At 43.5% G+C, this 17373-nt stretch carries 12 protein-coding genes and 1 pseudogene; 11 read left to right on the forward strand and 2 right to left on the reverse strand.

Translation table 11 applies throughout. The features are described 5' to 3' along the window. Positions 1-5: 5 nt before the first annotated feature. The 8 genes and pseudogenes from iscU to ACGF63_RS06545 form a co-directional block, all read left to right on the forward strand. Positions 6-392, forward strand: a complete 387-nt coding sequence (iscU, locus tag ACGF63_RS06510; RefSeq protein ID WP_036843133.1) for a Fe-S cluster assembly scaffold IscU — start codon at positions 6-8, stop codon at positions 390-392. A 103-nt stretch (positions 393-495) separates the two neighbouring features. After that, positions 496-819, forward strand: a complete 324-nt coding sequence (gene iscA, locus ACGF63_RS06515) for an iron-sulfur cluster assembly protein IscA (RefSeq protein ID WP_036843135.1) — start codon at positions 496-498, stop codon at positions 817-819. 37 nt (positions 820-856) lie between these two features. After that, on the forward strand, positions 857-1378 hold the full coding sequence (gene hscB, locus ACGF63_RS06520; RefSeq protein WP_387629625.1) for a co-chaperone HscB: 522 nt from the start codon (positions 857-859) through the stop codon (positions 1376-1378). An 11-nt stretch (positions 1379-1389) separates the two neighbouring features. Further along, positions 1390-3240 carry a Fe-S protein assembly chaperone HscA gene (gene hscA, locus ACGF63_RS06525; protein WP_387629628.1) on the forward strand — a complete coding sequence of 617 codons (1851 nt, stop codon included), beginning with the start codon at positions 1390-1392 and terminating at the stop codon, positions 3238-3240. A gap of 2 nt (positions 3241-3242) precedes the next feature. Continuing rightward, complete coding sequence (gene fdx / locus ACGF63_RS06530) at positions 3243-3578, forward strand: ISC system 2Fe-2S type ferredoxin (RefSeq protein ID WP_036843140.1); 336 nt, start codon at positions 3243-3245, stop codon at positions 3576-3578. Between the two features lie 18 nt (positions 3579-3596). Then, on the forward strand, positions 3597-3797 hold the full coding sequence (gene iscX, locus ACGF63_RS06535; RefSeq protein WP_036843142.1) for a Fe-S cluster assembly protein IscX: 201 nt from the start codon (positions 3597-3599) through the stop codon (positions 3795-3797). 183 nt (positions 3798-3980) lie between these two features. Continuing rightward, positions 3981-5276, forward strand: coding sequence for an aminopeptidase PepB (gene pepB / locus ACGF63_RS06540; RefSeq protein ID WP_152962361.1), 1296 nt, complete (start codon positions 3981-3983; stop codon positions 5274-5276). 66 nt (positions 5277-5342) lie between these two features. Beyond that, positions 5343-5735: pseudogene (locus ACGF63_RS06545) on the forward strand (enhanced serine sensitivity protein SseB C-terminal domain-containing protein); the annotation flags it as partial. Between the two features lie 148 nt (positions 5736-5883). Here ACGF63_RS06545 and ACGF63_RS06550 read toward each other — a convergent pair. Together ACGF63_RS06550 and ACGF63_RS06555 are read right to left on the reverse strand one after the other, a co-directional pair. Then, the gene (locus tag ACGF63_RS06550; RefSeq protein WP_203448917.1) at positions 5884-6315 is read right to left on the reverse strand and encodes a hypothetical protein; all 432 of its coding nucleotides are present in this window, start codon (positions 6313-6315) and stop codon (positions 5884-5886) included. Positions 6316-6551: 236 nt separating this feature from the next. Next, positions 6552-7172: a hypothetical protein gene (locus ACGF63_RS06555; RefSeq protein WP_152962360.1), complete on the reverse strand. Its 621-nt coding sequence runs from the start codon at positions 7170-7172 to the stop codon at positions 6552-6554. Positions 7173-8090: 918 nt separating this feature from the next. Here ACGF63_RS06555 and ACGF63_RS06560 point away from each other — a divergent pair. The 3 genes from ACGF63_RS06560 (at position 8091) to pbpC (ending at position 17355) form a co-directional block, all read left to right on the forward strand. Beyond that, positions 8091-8891 carry an MBL fold metallo-hydrolase gene (locus tag ACGF63_RS06560; RefSeq protein ID WP_152962359.1) on the forward strand — a complete coding sequence of 267 codons (801 nt, stop codon included), beginning with the start codon at positions 8091-8093 and terminating at the stop codon, positions 8889-8891. A gap of 1054 nt (positions 8892-9945) precedes the next feature. Continuing rightward, a complete protein-coding gene (locus ACGF63_RS06565; RefSeq protein ID WP_387629634.1) occupies positions 9946-14976 on the forward strand; it encodes an alpha-2-macroglobulin in 5031 nt (1676 codons plus the stop codon). 57 nt (positions 14977-15033) lie between these two features. Beyond that, positions 15034-17355 carry a peptidoglycan glycosyltransferase PbpC gene (gene pbpC, locus ACGF63_RS06570; protein ID WP_387629636.1) on the forward strand — a complete coding sequence of 774 codons (2322 nt, stop codon included), beginning with the start codon at positions 15034-15036 and terminating at the stop codon, positions 17353-17355. Positions 17356-17373 lie beyond the last annotated feature (18 nt).

The following is a 17373-nucleotide window of genomic DNA, read 5'->3' on the forward strand; positions in this document are numbered from 1 at the left end:
ACATCATGGCTTACAGCGAAAAAGTAATTGATCACTATGAAAATCCACGTAACGTCGGTTCTTTCGATAATGAAGATCCAACAGTTGGCAGCGGCATGGTCGGTGCCCCTGCCTGTGGTGACGTCATGAAACTGCAAATCAAAGTCAATAATGAAGGCATTATTGAAGATGCGCGTTTCAAAACTTACGGTTGTGGTTCTGCAATCGCGTCCAGCTCTTTAGTCACTGAGTGGATGAAAGGCAAATCTTTGGAGCAGGCAGAATCGATTAAAAATACTGAAATTGCAGATGAGTTAGAACTGCCACCGGTGAAGATTCACTGTTCTATTCTGGCAGAAGATGCCATTAAAGCGGCCATTGCGGATTACAAAAGTAAGCGCCAGGGCAAGTAATTGCCCTTGATAATAAGAAAATAGAAAATAAATTTGGTGGATGCTGGCTGTTATATACCAACCAGTATCCGCCTTTGCTGGTTTTAAAAAGTGAGGTTGTTGTATGTCAATTTCCCTTACAGAAAGTGCTGCACAACGCGTTTCGTCATTCCTGGGCCACCGTGGAAAAGGCGTTGGCTTACGTCTTGGTGTCAGAACATCAGGCTGCTCAGGTATGGCATATTTGCTTGAATTTGCCGATGTGATTAACGAAGACGATACCGTGTTTGAAGAGAAGGGCGTCAAAGTTATTATAGACGGCAAGAGCATGGTCTATCTCGACGGTACAGAACTGGATTTTGTTAAAGAGGGCCTTAACGAAGGCTTTAAATTCAACAACCCGAATGTTTCCAGCGAATGTGGTTGTGGAGAAAGTTTTAACGTTTAATTCCGTTTTTCGGCCAAATCCAGAGTAAATTTAGATTATGGACTATTTCACTTTATTCGGGCTGCCGGCTCGTTATGTTATTGACCGTGAACAGCTGACACACTGCTATCAGGAATTGCAGCGTCAGTTTCACCCTGATCGCTTTGCTAATCAGCCAGAGCGTGAAAAAACGCTGGCATTGCAGCAGGCAGCGACTATCAATGACGGCTATCAGATGCTCAAACATCCACTGAAACGCGCTGAATATATGCTTTCTCTGCATGGTTTTGATTTAGCCAATGAGCAGCACACCATGAATGACCACACTTTCCTGATGGAACAGCTCATGTTGCGGGAAGAGTTGGAATTGATTGAAAGTAAAGCGAATGCAGAAGCGGCACTGGCTGATTTCGCTGAACGTCTGAACGGGATGATTAAAACCCGCAGTCAGCAAATGGAACAACAATTGAATGACCAGCAGTGGGAACAGGCAGCCGATACCGTTCGTAAATTACGTTTTCTGGATAAATTGCAGCAGCAGGTTGAGCAACTGGAAGAACGTTTACTGGACGACTTTTAAGGAAAGCGTATATGGCTTTATTACAAATCAGCGAGCCGGGTTTATCCGCTGTACCCCATCAACGTCGTTTAGCTGCCGGCATTGATTTAGGCACGACGCATTCATTAGTTGCCACTGTTCGCAGTGGGCAAGCGGAAACACTGATGGATAACGAAAACCGTTACCTGCTTCCTTCCGTTGTCCACTACCACGAAAATGGTATTGAAATTGGCTGGCTAGCCCGTCAACAGGCGGCGCATGATCCGGTTAATACCATCAGTTCTGTGAAGCGCATGATGGGGCGTTCTCTGGCGGATATTCAGCAACGTTACCCAAATCTGCCTTATCAATTTCAGGCGAGTGAAAACGGTTTGCCGTTAATCAATACGGCGACGGGGTTGGTCGATCCTATTCAGGTTTCTTCTGAAATTCTTAAATTGCTGGCACAGCGTGCAGAAGAAACACTGGATGGTAAGCTTGATGGGGTTGTGATCACCGTTCCAGCCTACTTTGATGATGCCCAGCGTCAGGGAACCAAAGACGCGGCGCGTTTAGCCGGATTACATGTTCTGCGCCTGCTTAATGAACCCACTGCCGCTGCGATTGCCTACGGGTTGGATTCTGGTCAGGAAGGGGTTATCGCGGTTTATGATTTAGGGGGCGGTACCTTTGACGTTTCCATTCTCCGGTTAAGCCGAGGTGTCTTTGAAGTACTGGCAACCGGCGGTGACACCGCGCTTGGTGGGGATGATTTCGATGCGATACTGGCTGATTGGATCCGTGAACAGGCGGGTATTGGCAATCGTGATAACCATAGTTTGCAACGCCAGCTATTGGACGTGTCCGCCGAGGTGAAAATCACCTTGAGTGATGTTGATGTTGCAGAGATAAACATTGCCGGCTGGCAGGGAAAAATCACCCGTTCCGAATTTGAAGCATTGATTACCCCGTTGGTAAAACGGACTTTGCTGGCAAGCCGTCGGGCGTTGAAAGATGCCGAAGTCTCTGTGGACGAGGTTTTACAGGTGGTTATGGTGGGTGGCTCAACCCGTGTACCGTTGGTTCGTCACATGGTTGGCGAATTTTTCGCCCGTAAGCCACTGACATCCATTGATCCTGATAAAGTTGTTGCTGTCGGTGCATCAATTCAGGCAGATATTTTGGTGGGTAACAAACCGGATAGCGACATGCTGCTGTTGGATGTTATTCCGCTGTCACTTGGGCTGGAAACGATGGGGGGGCTGGTTGAAAAAGTCATCCCACGCAATACAACCATTCCGGCTGCGAGAGCGCAGGAGTTCACGACCTTCAAAGACGGCCAGAGTGCGATGAGTATGCATGTGGTACAAGGGGAAAGGGAATTGGTGAGTGATTGCCGTTCACTGGCCCGTTTTACCCTGCGTGGCATTCCTCCGTTACCGGCAGGTGGCGCTCATATACGGGTCACGTTTCAGGTAGATGCTGATGGTTTGTTGAGCGTGAGCGCGTTGGAAAAATCCACTGGTGTAGAAGCGTCTATTCAGGTGAAACCGTCCTATGGTTTGCCTGATGAAGAAATCGCCCGCATGATAAAAGATTCTATGGCGAATGCTCAGGAAGATATCACTGCGCGCAAACTGGCAGAACAAAAAGTAGAAGCGGCGCGGGTACTGGAAAGTGTCACCAGTGCGTTAGAAAAAGATGCCGATCTGCTGAATGAACAAGAACACGCGGCGATTGATACTGCCGTAGAAACACTGATAAAAAGCGTTCAGGGGAGTGATCCTGAAGTGATTGAGAACGCAATTAAACAACTGGATAAGCAAACGCAGGAATTCGCTGCACGCCGGATGGATTCATCTGTTCGTCGGGCGTTGGCGGGCCATTCTGTGGACGAGATTTAATTATGCCGAAAATTATATTTTTACCTCATAACGATCTTTGCCCTGATGGTGCAGTTCTGGAAGCCAAAGAAGGGGAATCCATTCTGAACGTTGCATTGCGCAATGGGATTGAGATTGAGCATGCCTGTGAAAAATCCTGTGCTTGCACCACTTGCCACTGTATCGTTCGTGAAGGTTTCGATTCACTGGAAGAGAGCTCAGAACTGGAAGACGACATGCTGGATAAAGCCTGGGGACTTGAACCGGAAAGTCGTCTGAGTTGTCAGGCCAGAGTCTCGGACGAAGACTTGGTCATCGAAATTCCAAAATACACCATTAACCATGCCCGTGAGCACTGATTGGCAGGAGAAATATCAATGAGCCTGAAATGGTCTGATAGCCGTGAAATCGGTGAAGCGCTGTTTGACAAATTTCCTGATTTGGATCCAAAAACAGTTCGCTTTACTGATATGCATCAATGGATTTGTGACCTGGATGATTTTGAGGATGCGCCTGAAAAATCCAATGAAAAAGTTCTGGAAGCGATTCTTTTGGTCTGGCTGGATGAGTTTGAGTAACAAATAGCATTAATTTGTTATTTATCTGTCACAGTTTTAAGGTAGTCTGAGCTTTAATGAAAAACTGGCTTTAGCCAGTTTTTTTATAGGGTTAATATCTGGCAGACGAATAATTATATGGGTGGAAGTCTGAATAAAATCCTGGCTGCCATCAAGCGGTGAATAATAAGAGGTGAGAAAAGAATGACTAAACAAATCATGCCAATAACACTGTCTTATGAGCCAGCAGCAGCTTGCTGGGGTGAAAAAGCGCTGATTAGTTCGAGTGAGCAAGGGATGACGATTCATCTGACGGGTAAAGGCAAATTGGGTGCGGTTCAACGAGCCGGACGTAAAATTGATGGTCAGGGAATTCGTCATGTAGCTCTGGTTGGTGAAGGCTGGGATTTAGAAAAAAGTTGGGCATTTTGGCAAGGTTTCCGTGCACCAAAAGGCAGCCGTTCTATTGAATGGCCTCAATTGCCTGCGGCTGAAAAACAAGAACTCGAAAGCAGAATTAAAATTATTGATTGGGTGCGTGACACCATCAATATGTCAGCGGAAGAGCTTGGGCCGGAACAATTGGCAAAGCGTGCTATTGACTTGATGTGTGGTGTTGCTGGTGAAGCGGTAAATTATCGCATTACTAAAGGCGAAGATTTGCGTGAACAGGGTTATGCGGGTATTCATACTGTTGGTCGCGGTTCTTCCCGTGATCCGATATTGTTGGCGCTGGATTACAACCCGACTGACAACCCACACGCGCCGATATTCGCCTGTTTGGTGGGTAAAGGCATCACATTTGACACCGGCGGCTACAGCCTGAAACAATCTTCTTTTATGGACTCCATGAAATCAGATATGGGTGGAGCGGCAACGCTGGCGGGTGCGCTGGCGTTGGCCATCAGCCGAGGCCTGAAACAGCGCGTTAAACTGTTCCTCTGCATTGCGGATAACATGGTCAGTGGTAACGCTTTTAAACTGGGTGATATTATCCGTTACCGTAATGGTAAATCTGTTGAAGTTATGAACACCGATGCGGAAGGTCGTTTAGTGCTGGCTGATGGTTTAATTGATGCCAGCAGAGAGAAAGCGAAGTTAATCATTGATGCAGCGACCCTGACAGGCGCAGCGAAAACGGCTGTGGGTAATGATTATCACTGTGTATTCAGCTTTGATGATAAATTGGCGGCGGATCTGTTGGCCGCATCAGAATCTGAAAATGAATTGTTCTGGCGTCTGCCATTGGCTGAATTTCATCGTAGCCAACTGCCATCGAATTTTGCTGAGTTGAACAATGTCGCGGCACCATCACATACTGCCGGTGCCAGTACTGCGGCGGCTTTCCTGTCTCACTTTGTGGAAGAATACCAAAAGGGCTGGGTTCATATTGACTGCTCTGCGACTTACCGTAAATCTGCGGTAGAACATTGGTCGGCTGGCGCAACGGGTTATGGCGTTCGTTCGATTGCTAATTTATTGTTGGCAAAAGCGAAATAAATCCATTTTATATAAAAAAACTGATTGGAGATTTTTATGAGTTCATTAAGTGAGTTAGTTTCGGTTGAAGTTGATGTGCCAAGTGGCAGTGCGATAACACTCAGCCAGCCGGAAGAATATCCTTCGCAGCTCATTGAAGCTCTGGTTAGTTTATTCAGTCAGCGTAAACCTGTTCGCCGTGCTTTTATCATTCAAGCTCATGATAAAAATGTGGATGAGAAGCCCAATTTATTAATTGGGCTGGAAATGAATGGCACGGAGAATGAGATTGAACAGCTAATTCAAGAAGCTGGCGGCATTGCTTGCGAATACACATCTGAAGAAGAACCTATTGACTTCTGCCTGGTTGATGAAAAGGAGCGTGGGATCAGCCATTATTTGATTCAGCATACGCAACCATTTTATCAGCGTAAATTAGGCAGTTGGTTACGGGGGAATATTCCGGTAATGAATAAGTGATTGTTTTAATAATGGTGCAGTTTTTTATATATTGAATTAAGAGATAGATTATTACTTTAATGTGAATCTACCAGCCAGAAATAATAACTAACCCTGCTGGGCAGGGTTGGTTAAATCAAAAGATTGTCTGAGCTGGTTTTTCATTGATTCATGATATCGTTTTCAAATTTGTTACAGGGGGTAAATAGAATTTTCCATCTATAATGTAGTGCCGATATATATCTACTATATTTATATGATTTTCTCCATAAATCCACTGAAAATGTAGAACCCAATCAGAAGTCTTATAGTTAGAAGGCGTATTTATGTATTCTGGTATACCAATATGGTAGTGCCACAAGTTGTTTTCGTAAGCATATCTATAGTTCTTATCTGTTTTTTCTAACCCACGCCATGAATGGCTGATTTTACCTTCATATTTATTGAAAGTATCCGGTGTAACTAATCCATTTTCTTCATAACGATCAATAAAATCCAAAATTTTATCTTGTTGGTCTTTTGGAAACTGTTTAAATTCTTTTGCAAATACAATAGAAAAAGACCATGTATATATACAATCCATTTCGACAAACCTTTCCAATTGTCTATCCTATTAGGGCTATTTTATTTGCCGTTCTTTGTAGTAAAGAGCGAACATTAGGCAGTATTCTGACAAAAGCGATAACTTTTGAACGTATTTTAGTGCGGCCTGAAAGGCGAGCGAAGCGAATCTACTCCTCACGTACTGTGTGTACGTTCCAGGTTCTGTGTACTATCTGTGTTCACTATTCATTCGCAAGAACGGTCTACAATAATTACGACTACTGGGATAGGCATCTAAGATGCATGTTGCAAAATAAATTTACGTTTTTCTTCGCGGGACATACTTCTTGGAGCTTGTATTCGTTCTGAAGCTAAAGCCATTTCAACACGATTTTTGTCGATGACAACGATTGCCATCATTTCACGATCTTTAATTTTTTCTTGGATATGCACTATATTACTCATAGTCTTAATAACCTCATGCAAACCTGAGATAGTGTCATGTTTAAGCCTTTTGATCGTTGCCTGAGAAGGTGATGGGATGTTACATAAAATATCCTCGAACAGCTCATCGGCAAATTGAATGCTTTCTTTAATTGTAGATATCGTAGAGTTCGAGTTTGAAATAAGCGAATGAGAAAGAACAACATCTTCACCACAGTTAATCTTGTTAAGAGTTTCAGCTATGGCTTTGTCAAGTTCTTCGCACTGGTGAGTTAAGGCATCAAGATGCTCACGAATGCTGGCATCCAGCGCTGCCACGGATTTTTTGGGAAACGTCCGTGCGCCACCTGTTGAACCCCATTCCTCTATCATTCGAGCTAATGGCGCTGATGTTTGAAATGCCTGAGCTTGCGTTGATATAAGCATTGGAACTAACGCAAGCCCAACTACTGTTGTGGTTGTATTTTTCATGCATCTTCTCCACGGTCATGTGTAGCCTAAAAATACTATCAGTAAAAGGTTCACTATGTACGTATTTCTTATCACAAATCTTGCTTCAAATATAATGATATTTAAATGTAACTATTTATAAGTGTTAGTCATATTTATATAGCCAGTTGAGGGTGCTTTTAGCTCTTATGTATGATATTACTTTCTTGATTGAAGTTTATCTACAAGATAGATATAAATATTTTCATAATTTACCTTTGGTTTAAATAGAATCTCTTACTTGTCCGCAGAAAGATAATGTATTGTTATTGTAACAAATATATTAATATTAATTCAATAATGGATGAATGGAAATTGGCGTGTTTAATTAATGGTTTCGTGTAACGATAATCAATATAATTATATTTTAAAATTATTTTTAATAATAATTTTCAATGTTATATCTGATAAATGCCTTATATTTTTACTCTATAGTACAGATAAGAATGAGTTGTTCAATTGGTGATCGAATTTAAAATGATATTTAAATCTAATGAGTTTATAGAAGGTTTAGATATTGTATTTTTATATTCTTAATTAATGTGGGAAGGTTTGTTTCCATTGATGAATAGTAGATTTATTTCTTTCACTAAAATATATTGAATAATTTTCTGCTGGATTTTATTTGCTAAATAGTATACTTGTTTTTTATCTGTAACTATATGTTGTACAGCAAGATATAATAATTGTATGTTAATATTGCAAGACAATAAATATGAAGGGGAGATAATCATTTCATGTTGAAAAATTAACTTGTGGCGGAGCGGAGATAATTTGTGATCTGCTTATAAGAATGTGACGATATAATGGCTTTTCATTATTTTATTGATGTGCATCAATGCTATTGTTACCCGTATCGTTTAATAGATACATTACTTCAACAAAACTAATGGATATGCCATGTCATTAAAAATAACTGTGCTCCTTGAAAATAAAACATCTGACTCATATTTGATAGCTAAACCTGGTTTGAGTCTTTTACTTGAGGATGGTGAAGAGAAGATAATTTTTGATACTGGTCCAGATGGCAGCTATCTTGAGAATGCGAACAGGATGGGAATATCTGTTGATGATATATCCAGGATTGTTATCTCTCATGGTCATTCTGACCATATAGGTGGTGTTAATTATTTTCCCCATAATGCTAAATTAATATGTCATCCCGATGCATTAAATGAGAAGTATTATGGTGTTATGTTTAAAAATATTGCCTTAAAATTTAAAAAAACATCGGGTAAAATTAATAAAAGAATCAAGAAGAAAGTTTATTTTCGTTTGACAAAATCGCATATGAAAATAAGTGAACGATTTGTTTTTTCAGGTGAAATAGCAAGTGATCATCGGAAAGCTTGTGGTTTAGTCAGAAGGGATTCCTGGGCTAATGATTATATACTTGATGACAGTGCGTTAATTTGGAAAAGTGATAATGGGCTTGTAATTATCATTGGCTGTGGTCATTCGGGTATTTGTGAAATAATTAACCACGCTAAAATGATTACAGGTGTGGATAAAGTATGTGCAGTCATAGGTGGGTTGCATTTGAAGAGGGCATTACCTACAGAGTTATTGAAGGTCAGAGAATTCTTTGTAAAAGAAAATATAAAAGAAGTCTATGGATGTCATTGTACCGGTAGCTGGGGAAGGCTTTGGTTGCCAAATGTTAAGCAACTGAAAACAGGACAGGTGTTATTAGTAGAGTAATGTGGTGAAAGGTATGCAGAAAATGGATTTTCATTAGGTTTATAGTAACGATTGGTTAATATTTTTATTACAGAGTTTATTTATATTTTCTATTGCATTTTTTTATTACAGAGGATCTTATTTATATTTTATAAAAATAATTTAAATAATGGGAGTTTAACGTGAGTAATTATTGCCACTTTTAGTAAGAAAGTGGCATCATATGTCAATGTATTTTACGTTTTATGTTGTAAACGTATTTTTATATATTTTATGTTGTCTGGAGTTATGTTTGGATTATTTTCTGATGATTTTTCTAAATGTTTTTATATTGTTGCTAGCAATGGCGCTTGCATTTAATTTCTTATTTTTTATTTAATGTTATGAATAACTTATTGATTGGAATGAGTTATTTCTTGGTATTATTGTGAATGTAATGATTAGTATGGAAAAATAGTTTGTTATATGTTGGGTGAAATTGTATTATCATAATGATTTTAATGTTTCTTGCTGTTTTAATTCTTGAGGTTATTAATCCGTAAATTATATAAATAATAGTAATGGATTATGAGTAAGTTATCGATATTATTTTGTTTAAATTTCCATTTGTGTACTTTGTTAGAAAACTAATATAATATTTAAGCTGGATGTGTTTAATCTAATAATGATATTTATATCCGGTACGATAACTCCCATTTTTTCTTTATTCAACTTATCTTAATCGTCTGTTTTAGGTTGTTATATTTTTCGTAAATTATCGGAGAGGATAATTTAATAATGGATTATATCTAATAACTTGGCAAAACAGTATGCAAGTTTTAATAAGATATATAGAGTTCTTAATCAGAGATTGAATCAATGAATTTAGATTTATTTATCATTTTTATGATATTTAATTCGTCAAAATAAGGCGTTATTATATAAACTTAATGTCTGTATGTTGTCTTACTAGTATTAGAGTAGAGGTGGTACTCAGTTGCTCATATTTTCTTGATTTAAATTTAATATATTGATTTATAAAACTATTTATTAAATCCTATCACCGATTGGTTGGGATAAGGCAGGGGTTATAGTCATGGATCAAAGTCAATTCTGGCGGTGGCCGGAAAGAAAAAAGCGTTATTTTGCAGTGATGTTAGCGTTTTTGCTGATGCTTGCTGGTTGTGACCAGTCTGACAGCACTGATAATAATAAAGCAGCTCAATCGCAGTCCACAGAAATTCAAAGCGAAAAAGCACCTCAACAGTCAAATATTCCAACAAAATCAGTAAAACAGAAAGATGCGGCATCACTGGCCGAACTGGCAAAACGTTATGCCGGTAAAGAGGTGACAATTTTGGATGCCTCGGAAGTGCAGCTTGATGGTGCCAGCGCGATGGTGGTGACATTTTCTGTTCCCTTAGATCCGAATCAGAATTTTGCTCAAAATGTCCGTTTGGTGGATGTAAAACAGGGCAAGCTTGATGGTGCGTGGGAACTGTCAGATAACATGATGGCGCTTCGCCTGCGCCATCTGCCGCCATCCCGTAAACTGCAACTGACCGTAGATAAAGGCGTTAAAGGCATCAATGAGCGTCAGCTTGAAACGGCGTATGAGAAAACCCTGACAACCGAGACGATTTCTCCGTCTGTTGGTTTTGCCAGCAAGGGCTCTTTGTTGCCAAGTAAAGTAGCTGAAGGTTTGCCAGTGTTAGCACTTAATGTGAATAGTATTGATGTTAACTTTTTCCGGATAAAAGAGACGGCATTACCCTCTTTTATTGCACAGTGGCAATATCGCAATAATCTGAACTCCTGGGAGTCTGAAGATATTCTTAAAGATGCGGAATTGGTTTATACCGGTCGTTTTGATCTTAATCCAACGTTAAATACTCGCGAAAAATTATTGTTGCCATTAAATAACATTAAAGTATTGCAGCAAGACGGTGTTTATATGGCGGTGATGCAACAGGCGGGTAAATACGTCTCTACTAATCCGGCGACAATGTTCACGTTAAGCGACATTGGGGTTTCTATGCACAGCTATCTGGATAAGATGGATGTGTTTACCCAATCGCTGGAACAAGGCAACAGCCTGAAAGGGGTGGAAGTTCGTCTGTTGGATGAGAAGGGGCAGTTATTGTCAAAAACAACGACAGACGCTGATGGACACGCGAGCCTGGAGAAAAATGCGAAAGCTAAATTATTGCTCGCTACCCGTGATAACCAAACCAGTATGATTGATTTGGTATCACCGGCGCTGGATCTGTCTGAGTTTGATATCGCGGGTCCACAAGGATACAGCAAACTGTTTTTTGTTTTCGGGCCTCGTGATCTCTATCGCCCCGGTGAGACGCTGATTGTGAATGGGCTATTGCGTGATGGTGACGGTCGGGCAATTAAAAGCCAGCCGGTTAAAGTTGATGTATTAAAAACAGATGGTCAGGTTGTCCGTAGTTTTGTCTGGCAACCTGAAAATGGGTTGTATCAGTATCGCTACACTATTCCTCAGTCAGCGGCTACCGGACTCTGGTCGTTACGTTTTGATCTGGGCGATAACAAACCCCGTTATTACAAGTTCAATGTAGAAGATTTTATGCCGGAGCGGATGGCGCTGGAAATTAGCAGTGAAACGCAACCGGTGATGAAAAACCACAGTGTCGATTTCGACATCAAAGGCCGTTACCTGTATGGTGCTCCCGCTGCGGATAATCGTCTGCAAGGGCAGTTATTCCTGCGTCCAAACCGTGATGCGGTAGCAAAATTGCCGGGTTATGAGTTTGGTGCTGCCACTGAAGAAAATCTCAGTCGTACATTGGACGAATTTGATTTGACTTTGAACAGTAGCGGTGAAGCCGCATTGAATGTCAGTGCAGACAACTGGAGTTCAGTTTCTTCGCCGGTAAAAGTGATTGTTCAGGCAAGTCTGCTTGAATCTGGCGGCCGCCCGGTGACACGTCGGGTTGAACAGGCGGTTTGGCCGGCAGAAAAACTGGTTGGTATTCGTCCGCTGTTTAATCAGAAAACGGTTTATGACTATCGTACTGGTCGTGACCAAAGCCGCTACAATGTGGATGAAAATTCATTGGCTGAATTTGAGCTGGTTTATGCAGATGCCAATGGCAAAAAATATGCCGCTAAAGATCTAACCGTCCGTTTGGTTTATGAACGCCATGATTACTATTGGCGCTGGTCGGATGGTGAAGGTTGGCAGTCAGGCTATGACCAGAAAGATTTGGTGATGGCGGATGAACATATCCAGATTGCGCAGGATGGTACTGCAAAGGTCAGTTTCCCGGTTGATTGGGGTTCGTACCGTATTGAGGTTGTCAATCCAGAGAATCAACTGGTTAGCAGTGTTAATTTCTGGGCAGGTTATTCATGGCAGGATAATACCGGTGGTACCGGTGCCGTTCGTCCTGATCAGGTAAAATTGTCTCTGGATAAACCGGCTTATCGGGTGGGTGAGAAAGTAAAACTGCATATGGCCGCACCACAGGCAGGTAAGGGTTATCTGTTGGTGGAGTCCAGTGAAGGGCCGCTTTGGTGGCAGGAGATTGATGTACCAGAACAAGGTCTGGATGTGGAGGTTCCGGTTAATAAAGAGTGGCGCCGTCATGACCTTTATCTGACGGCGGTGGTTATTCGTCCCGGTGATAAATCCCGCCAGGCAACACCAAAACGTGCAATTGGTGTATTACATCTGCCGTTGGCGGATGAAAACCGTAAACTGGATCTGACGTTATCCGCGCCGGAAAAAATGCGTCCGAATCAAAACCTGACAGTTAACGTCAAGGTTACACCACAGCAAGGGCAGAAATTGCCTAGACAGGTTAATGTGCTGCTTTCTGCGGTAGATACTGGCGTACTCAATGTCACTAACTTCAAAACCCCGGATCCCTATGAGGCTTTCTTTGGCCGTAAACGCTATAGCGTCGATCAATATGATGTGTATGGTCAGTTGATTGAAGGTGAAGGTCGTCTGGCAAATCTGCGTTTTGGTGGTTCTGGTGATGAAGATGCCCCTGCCCGTGGTGGTAGAAAACCATTAACTGAAGTGCAGATTATTGCTGAACAGGCACAGCCGGTGACATTAAATGAAAATGGGGAAGGGGAGATTGTTCTGCCGATTCCTGATTTCAATGGTGAACTGAGGCTGATGGCTCAGGCGTGGAGTGAAGATGAGTTTGGTCATGGTGAAAGTAAAATTGTCATTGCCGCACCGGTGATTACACAGATGGCGTTACCTCGCTTTATGGCGGGGGGTGATCATTCATTGTTATCGTTGGATCTGACCAATTTAACCGAACAGACGCAAAACTTGACCTTAAACTTTACGGCTAATGGGCTAATTAAATTAGAGGATGCGGCCAGCAAGGCAATAACCTTGGAAAAAGGTAAACGTACAACAGTGGAAATTCCTGTCATGGCTGACCATGGCTTTGGTCAGGGAGAAGTTTCCCTGACGATTAATGGCCTGAATCTGCCCGGTGAAGTTCTGAAACAGTATCAAAATAGCTGGAAGATTGGTGTGCGTCCGGCACAGCCAGCGGAAACCAGGCTGTTTGCTGAGGTTATCCGTCAAGGAGAAAATTGGCAGTTGCCGTTAGATGCCATATCGGGTTTAGCGCCAGCAACGCTCGAAGGCCAGTTGTTACTGACCAGTCGTCCGCCGTTACAGATTTCACGCTATATCCGTGAACTGTACGCCTATCCGTATGGCTGCCTTGAGCAGACTATCAGCGGACTTTATCCGTCGCTTTATTCAAATGAAGCGGAGCTGAAAAAACTGGGTATCAAAACCGACAGTGATAGCAAACGCCGGGCCAGTATTGATGAGGGTATTATTCACTTGCTCAGTATGCAGCGTCATGACGGGAGTTTTGCCTTGTGGGACCGAACCGGTGATGAAGAATATTGGCTGACGGCTTATGCTACAGATTTTTTGTTCCGTGCGAGCCAGCGAGGTTATAGCGTACCCAAGGAAGTGCTGAATTCTGCCAATACCCGTTTGCTACGTTATTTACAGGATAAGAATGTTATTAACTATCGCTACAGCCAGAATCAGGAAGCCATGCGGTTCTCGACTCAGGCTTATGCCGGTCTGGTGCTTGCCATCCAGCAGAAAGCGTCGTTGGGGGCTTTAAGACAAATTTATGAGCGTCGTACTCAGGCTGGAAATGGTTTGTCGCTGGTACAACTAGGGGTTGCACTGAAGCTGATGGGTGATAACACCAGAGCGGATGAAGCTGTCCGCTTGGGGATCAATAAAAACCGTAATAATGATGTCGGATTGGGGGATTATGGCAGTTCCATTCGAGACAATGCATTGATTGTCGCGCTATTGACTGAAAACAATATGTTGCCAAAAGATCGTGATGAGAAATTACTGGCTTTGTCTGATGAGTTGACATCCCGTAACTATTTCTCAACTCAGGAGAGTAATTCACTCTATTTGGCCGGGCGTTTCTTTATAGATACCTCAGAACAGCCGTGGGAAGCGGGGGTTAATCAGCAGGTTCCACCGTTGAGTCGTGACAAGTCATTGAATCAATTGATGAATGCGGAACAGATTCTGCAAGGTGTTGATATCAGCAACCGTGGCGATAGCACTCTCTATTCTCGCCTGAATGTGGTGGGTTACCCGCTGCATTCACCAAAACCCTACTCAAATGTGCTGAACATTCAGCGTAGCTATCTGGATATGCAGGGTCATCCCGTTTCTATTGACCGTTTAAAAAGTGGCGAAATGGTGGTCGTGAAGCTGGTGGTCAGCTCAGATAAATCAGTACCGGATGCGCTGATTGTTGATTTACTGCCTGCCGGTCTGGAAGTGGAAAATCAGAATCTGGCTAACAGCAGTGCCAGTTTGAGTGACAGTGCCGCGAATCTCCAAGAGCTGATTGGTGATATGCAACAGGCGACTATTCGTCATACTGAATATCGTGATGACCGGTATGTGGCCGCAGTCGCGGTTGATTCCAATCAGCCAGTGACATTGCTCTATCTGGCCCGTGCAGTGACGCCGGGTGTCTACGCTATTCCCGCACCTCAGGTTGAATCTATGTATGTGCCTTACTGGCGTGCGGTAGGCTCTGCACCTGAAAAACTGGAAGTTGTCCGCTAAACCTAGTCAGCCCTTATGCTCAGGCGTAAGGGCTGATTGCTCGTCAGGTATTCTTGCATGAAAAAAACGCATCACCTTATTTGGCTGATTGTGCTGTTGCTGTTTCTGATCCCGGCTGGTTTATGGCTGGCAGATAAAATTTGGCCTCTGCCACTGCGTGAAGTCAAAATGGCGCGTATTGTCGTAGGTGAAGATGGGACTCCGCTTTGGCGTTTTGCCGATGATGAGGGAGTTTGGCGCTACCCGGTGAGGTTGGATCAAGTGTCACCGGAATATATTCAGGCATTGCTGACGTATGAAGATCGCTGGTTCTATAAGCATCCGGGGGTTAACCCGCTTTCTCTTGTCAGGGCTGCATGGCAGGACATTCGGGCCGGTAAAATTTTATCTGGTGGCAGTACGCTTTCAATGCAGGTGGCCCGGTTGATTGATCCGCATTCACGTACTTTGGGCGGTAAGTTGAAACAGATTTGGCGCACTTTACAGCTTGAATGGCACTATTCCAAAGATGAAATTCTCGAAATGTATCTCAACCGTGCACCGTTTGGTGGCACATTACAAGGCGTCGGAGCGGCGAGTTGGGCTTATCTGGGCAAACCGCCATCAGAACTCTCTGCGGGCGAAGCGGCTTTGCTGGCTATTTTGCCACAGGCCCCTAGCCGTTTAAGGCCGGATCGTTACCCTGAACGGGCACAAGCTGCCCGTGACAAGGTTATGCAACGGTTGGCGAAGTATAAAATCTGGCCGGAAGACAAAGTGGCTGATATTCGGCAAGAGATGTTATGGCTGGCTCCCCGGCAAGTGCCACAACTTGCCCCGCTTCTTGCCAGACGAATGGCTAAAGGTCACCGTCAGGAAATCATCAAAACAACCATTGATGCAGGATTACAGCGCCAGCTTGAGGATATGGCGGTGAATTGGAAGTATCAGTTACCGGAGAAAACTTCTGTTGGGGTGTTGGTGGTTGATCATACTGATATGGCGGTGAAAGCCTATATCGGCTCGCTGGATTTTCGGGATGACAGCCGTTTTGGTCATGTGGACATGATAAATTCGTGGCGTTCGCCAGGATCAACGTTGAAGCCTTTTTTGTACGCAATGGCATTAGATGATGGGTTGATTCATGGGGAATCACTGTTACAGGATGTGCCTCGCCGTTTTGATTATTACCGTCCGGGAAATTTTGACAGTGGCTTTAATGGGCCGGTCAGTGTCAGTGAAGCATTGGTTCGTTCCTTGAATTTACCTGCGGTGCAACTACTCGAAGTCTATGGTGCCAAGCGGTTTACCGCCAATATGCGTAATGTGGGAACAGTATTGCGTTTTCCTCCCGGCAGTGAGCCTAATTTATCATTGATTCTTGGTGGAACGGCAACCCGGATGGATCAGTTGGTGGCGGCTTACTCCGCGTTTGCCCGTCAGGGGAAGGTTTCCCCCCTGAGATTTACACCGCAGCAGAAATTGCGTGACAGGCAACTGTTTTCCCCGGGCGCTGCGTGGATAGTCAGACGGATTATGGCTGGAGAAGGTCTCCCGCAACCTGATGATATATTGCCGGCACAAGTACCACTGGCCTGGAAAACGGGTACCAGCTATGGCTACCGCGATGCCTGGGCTATTGGCTTAAATGCCCGCTATACCATCGGTGTCTGGGTTGGCAGGCCGGACGGAACGCCGGTTACCGGGCAGTTCGGTTATGCCACGGCGGTTCCGATAATGAATCAGGTTAATAACCTGTTGCTGGCAAATATGCGAAATGGCGCTCAACGGATCCCCTCTGATCCACGTCCGGCAAATGTGAGTCAGGTAATCATTTGTTGGCCGGGAGGTCAGAGTCTGCCAAAGGGAGACAGTAATTGTCGCCAGCGTCGTCTGAGTTGGATTCTGGATAACACCATTCCGCCTACGTTGCCTTCTGTGGGGCAAGAAGGTATTTCTGGCATCAATGAACAGGTATGGCTGGATAAACAGGGTTTGCGTGTTGCGCCTGATTGCCCTGATGCTCAACCAAAAAATATCGCTTTATGGCCGATTAGCCTGGAATCATGGTTACCGGCGGAAGAACGGCGGGTGCAGCGTTTGCCATCGGTTAACCCTCAGTGTCCACCGCTGAAATCAGATGAAGCTCCGCTGTTGATCGTCGGCATTCATAACGGAGATGTATTGAAACGGCTTCCCGGTCTTGGCAGCCTTGATTTGCGTATTACAACGCAAGGCGGTAGTGGTGGGCAACAATGGTGGTTTCTCAATGGAGAACAGATGATGACCACAGAAAATAATCAAGGGCTTGTACAGACATTGACTCAACCGGGGAAATATCAGCTTAGTGTTTTGGATTTGGGGGGACAGGTTGATTCTGTTAATTTTACCTTGAAGTAAACGATTCAGGTAAAAGTG

Source organism: Photorhabdus sp. RM322S (assembly GCF_042879395.1).
In the GTDB taxonomy this organism is placed as follows: domain Bacteria; phylum Pseudomonadota; class Gammaproteobacteria; order Enterobacterales; family Enterobacteriaceae; genus Photorhabdus; species Photorhabdus khanii.

What these genes read in the sequence shown, in the direction of transcription:
- iscU (WP_036843133.1), top strand. Translation starts at nt 6, where the DNA reads ATGGCTTACAGCGAAAAAGTAATTGATCACTATGAAAATCCACGTAAC.
- iscA (WP_036843135.1), top strand. Translation starts at nt 496, where the DNA reads ATGTCAATTTCCCTTACAGAAAGTGCTGCACAACGCGTTTCGTCATTC.
- hscB (WP_387629625.1), top strand. Translation starts at nt 857, where the DNA reads ATGGACTATTTCACTTTATTCGGGCTGCCGGCTCGTTATGTTATTGAC.
- hscA (WP_387629628.1), top strand. Translation starts at nt 1,390, where the DNA reads ATGGCTTTATTACAAATCAGCGAGCCGGGTTTATCCGCTGTACCCCAT.
- fdx (WP_036843140.1), top strand. Translation starts at nt 3,243, where the DNA reads ATGCCGAAAATTATATTTTTACCTCATAACGATCTTTGCCCTGATGGT.
- iscX (WP_036843142.1), top strand. Translation starts at nt 3,597, where the DNA reads ATGAGCCTGAAATGGTCTGATAGCCGTGAAATCGGTGAAGCGCTGTTT.
- pepB (WP_152962361.1), top strand. Translation starts at nt 3,981, where the DNA reads ATGACTAAACAAATCATGCCAATAACACTGTCTTATGAGCCAGCAGCA.
- ACGF63_RS06555 (WP_152962360.1), bottom strand. Translation starts at nt 7,172, where the DNA reads ATGAAAAATACAACCACAACAGTAGTTGGGCTTGCGTTAGTTCCAATG.
- ACGF63_RS06560 (WP_152962359.1), top strand. Translation starts at nt 8,091, where the DNA reads ATGTCATTAAAAATAACTGTGCTCCTTGAAAATAAAACATCTGACTCA.
- ACGF63_RS06565 (WP_387629634.1), top strand. Translation starts at nt 9,946, where the DNA reads ATGGATCAAAGTCAATTCTGGCGGTGGCCGGAAAGAAAAAAGCGTTAT.
- pbpC (WP_387629636.1), top strand. Translation starts at nt 15,034, where the DNA reads ATGAAAAAAACGCATCACCTTATTTGGCTGATTGTGCTGTTGCTGTTT.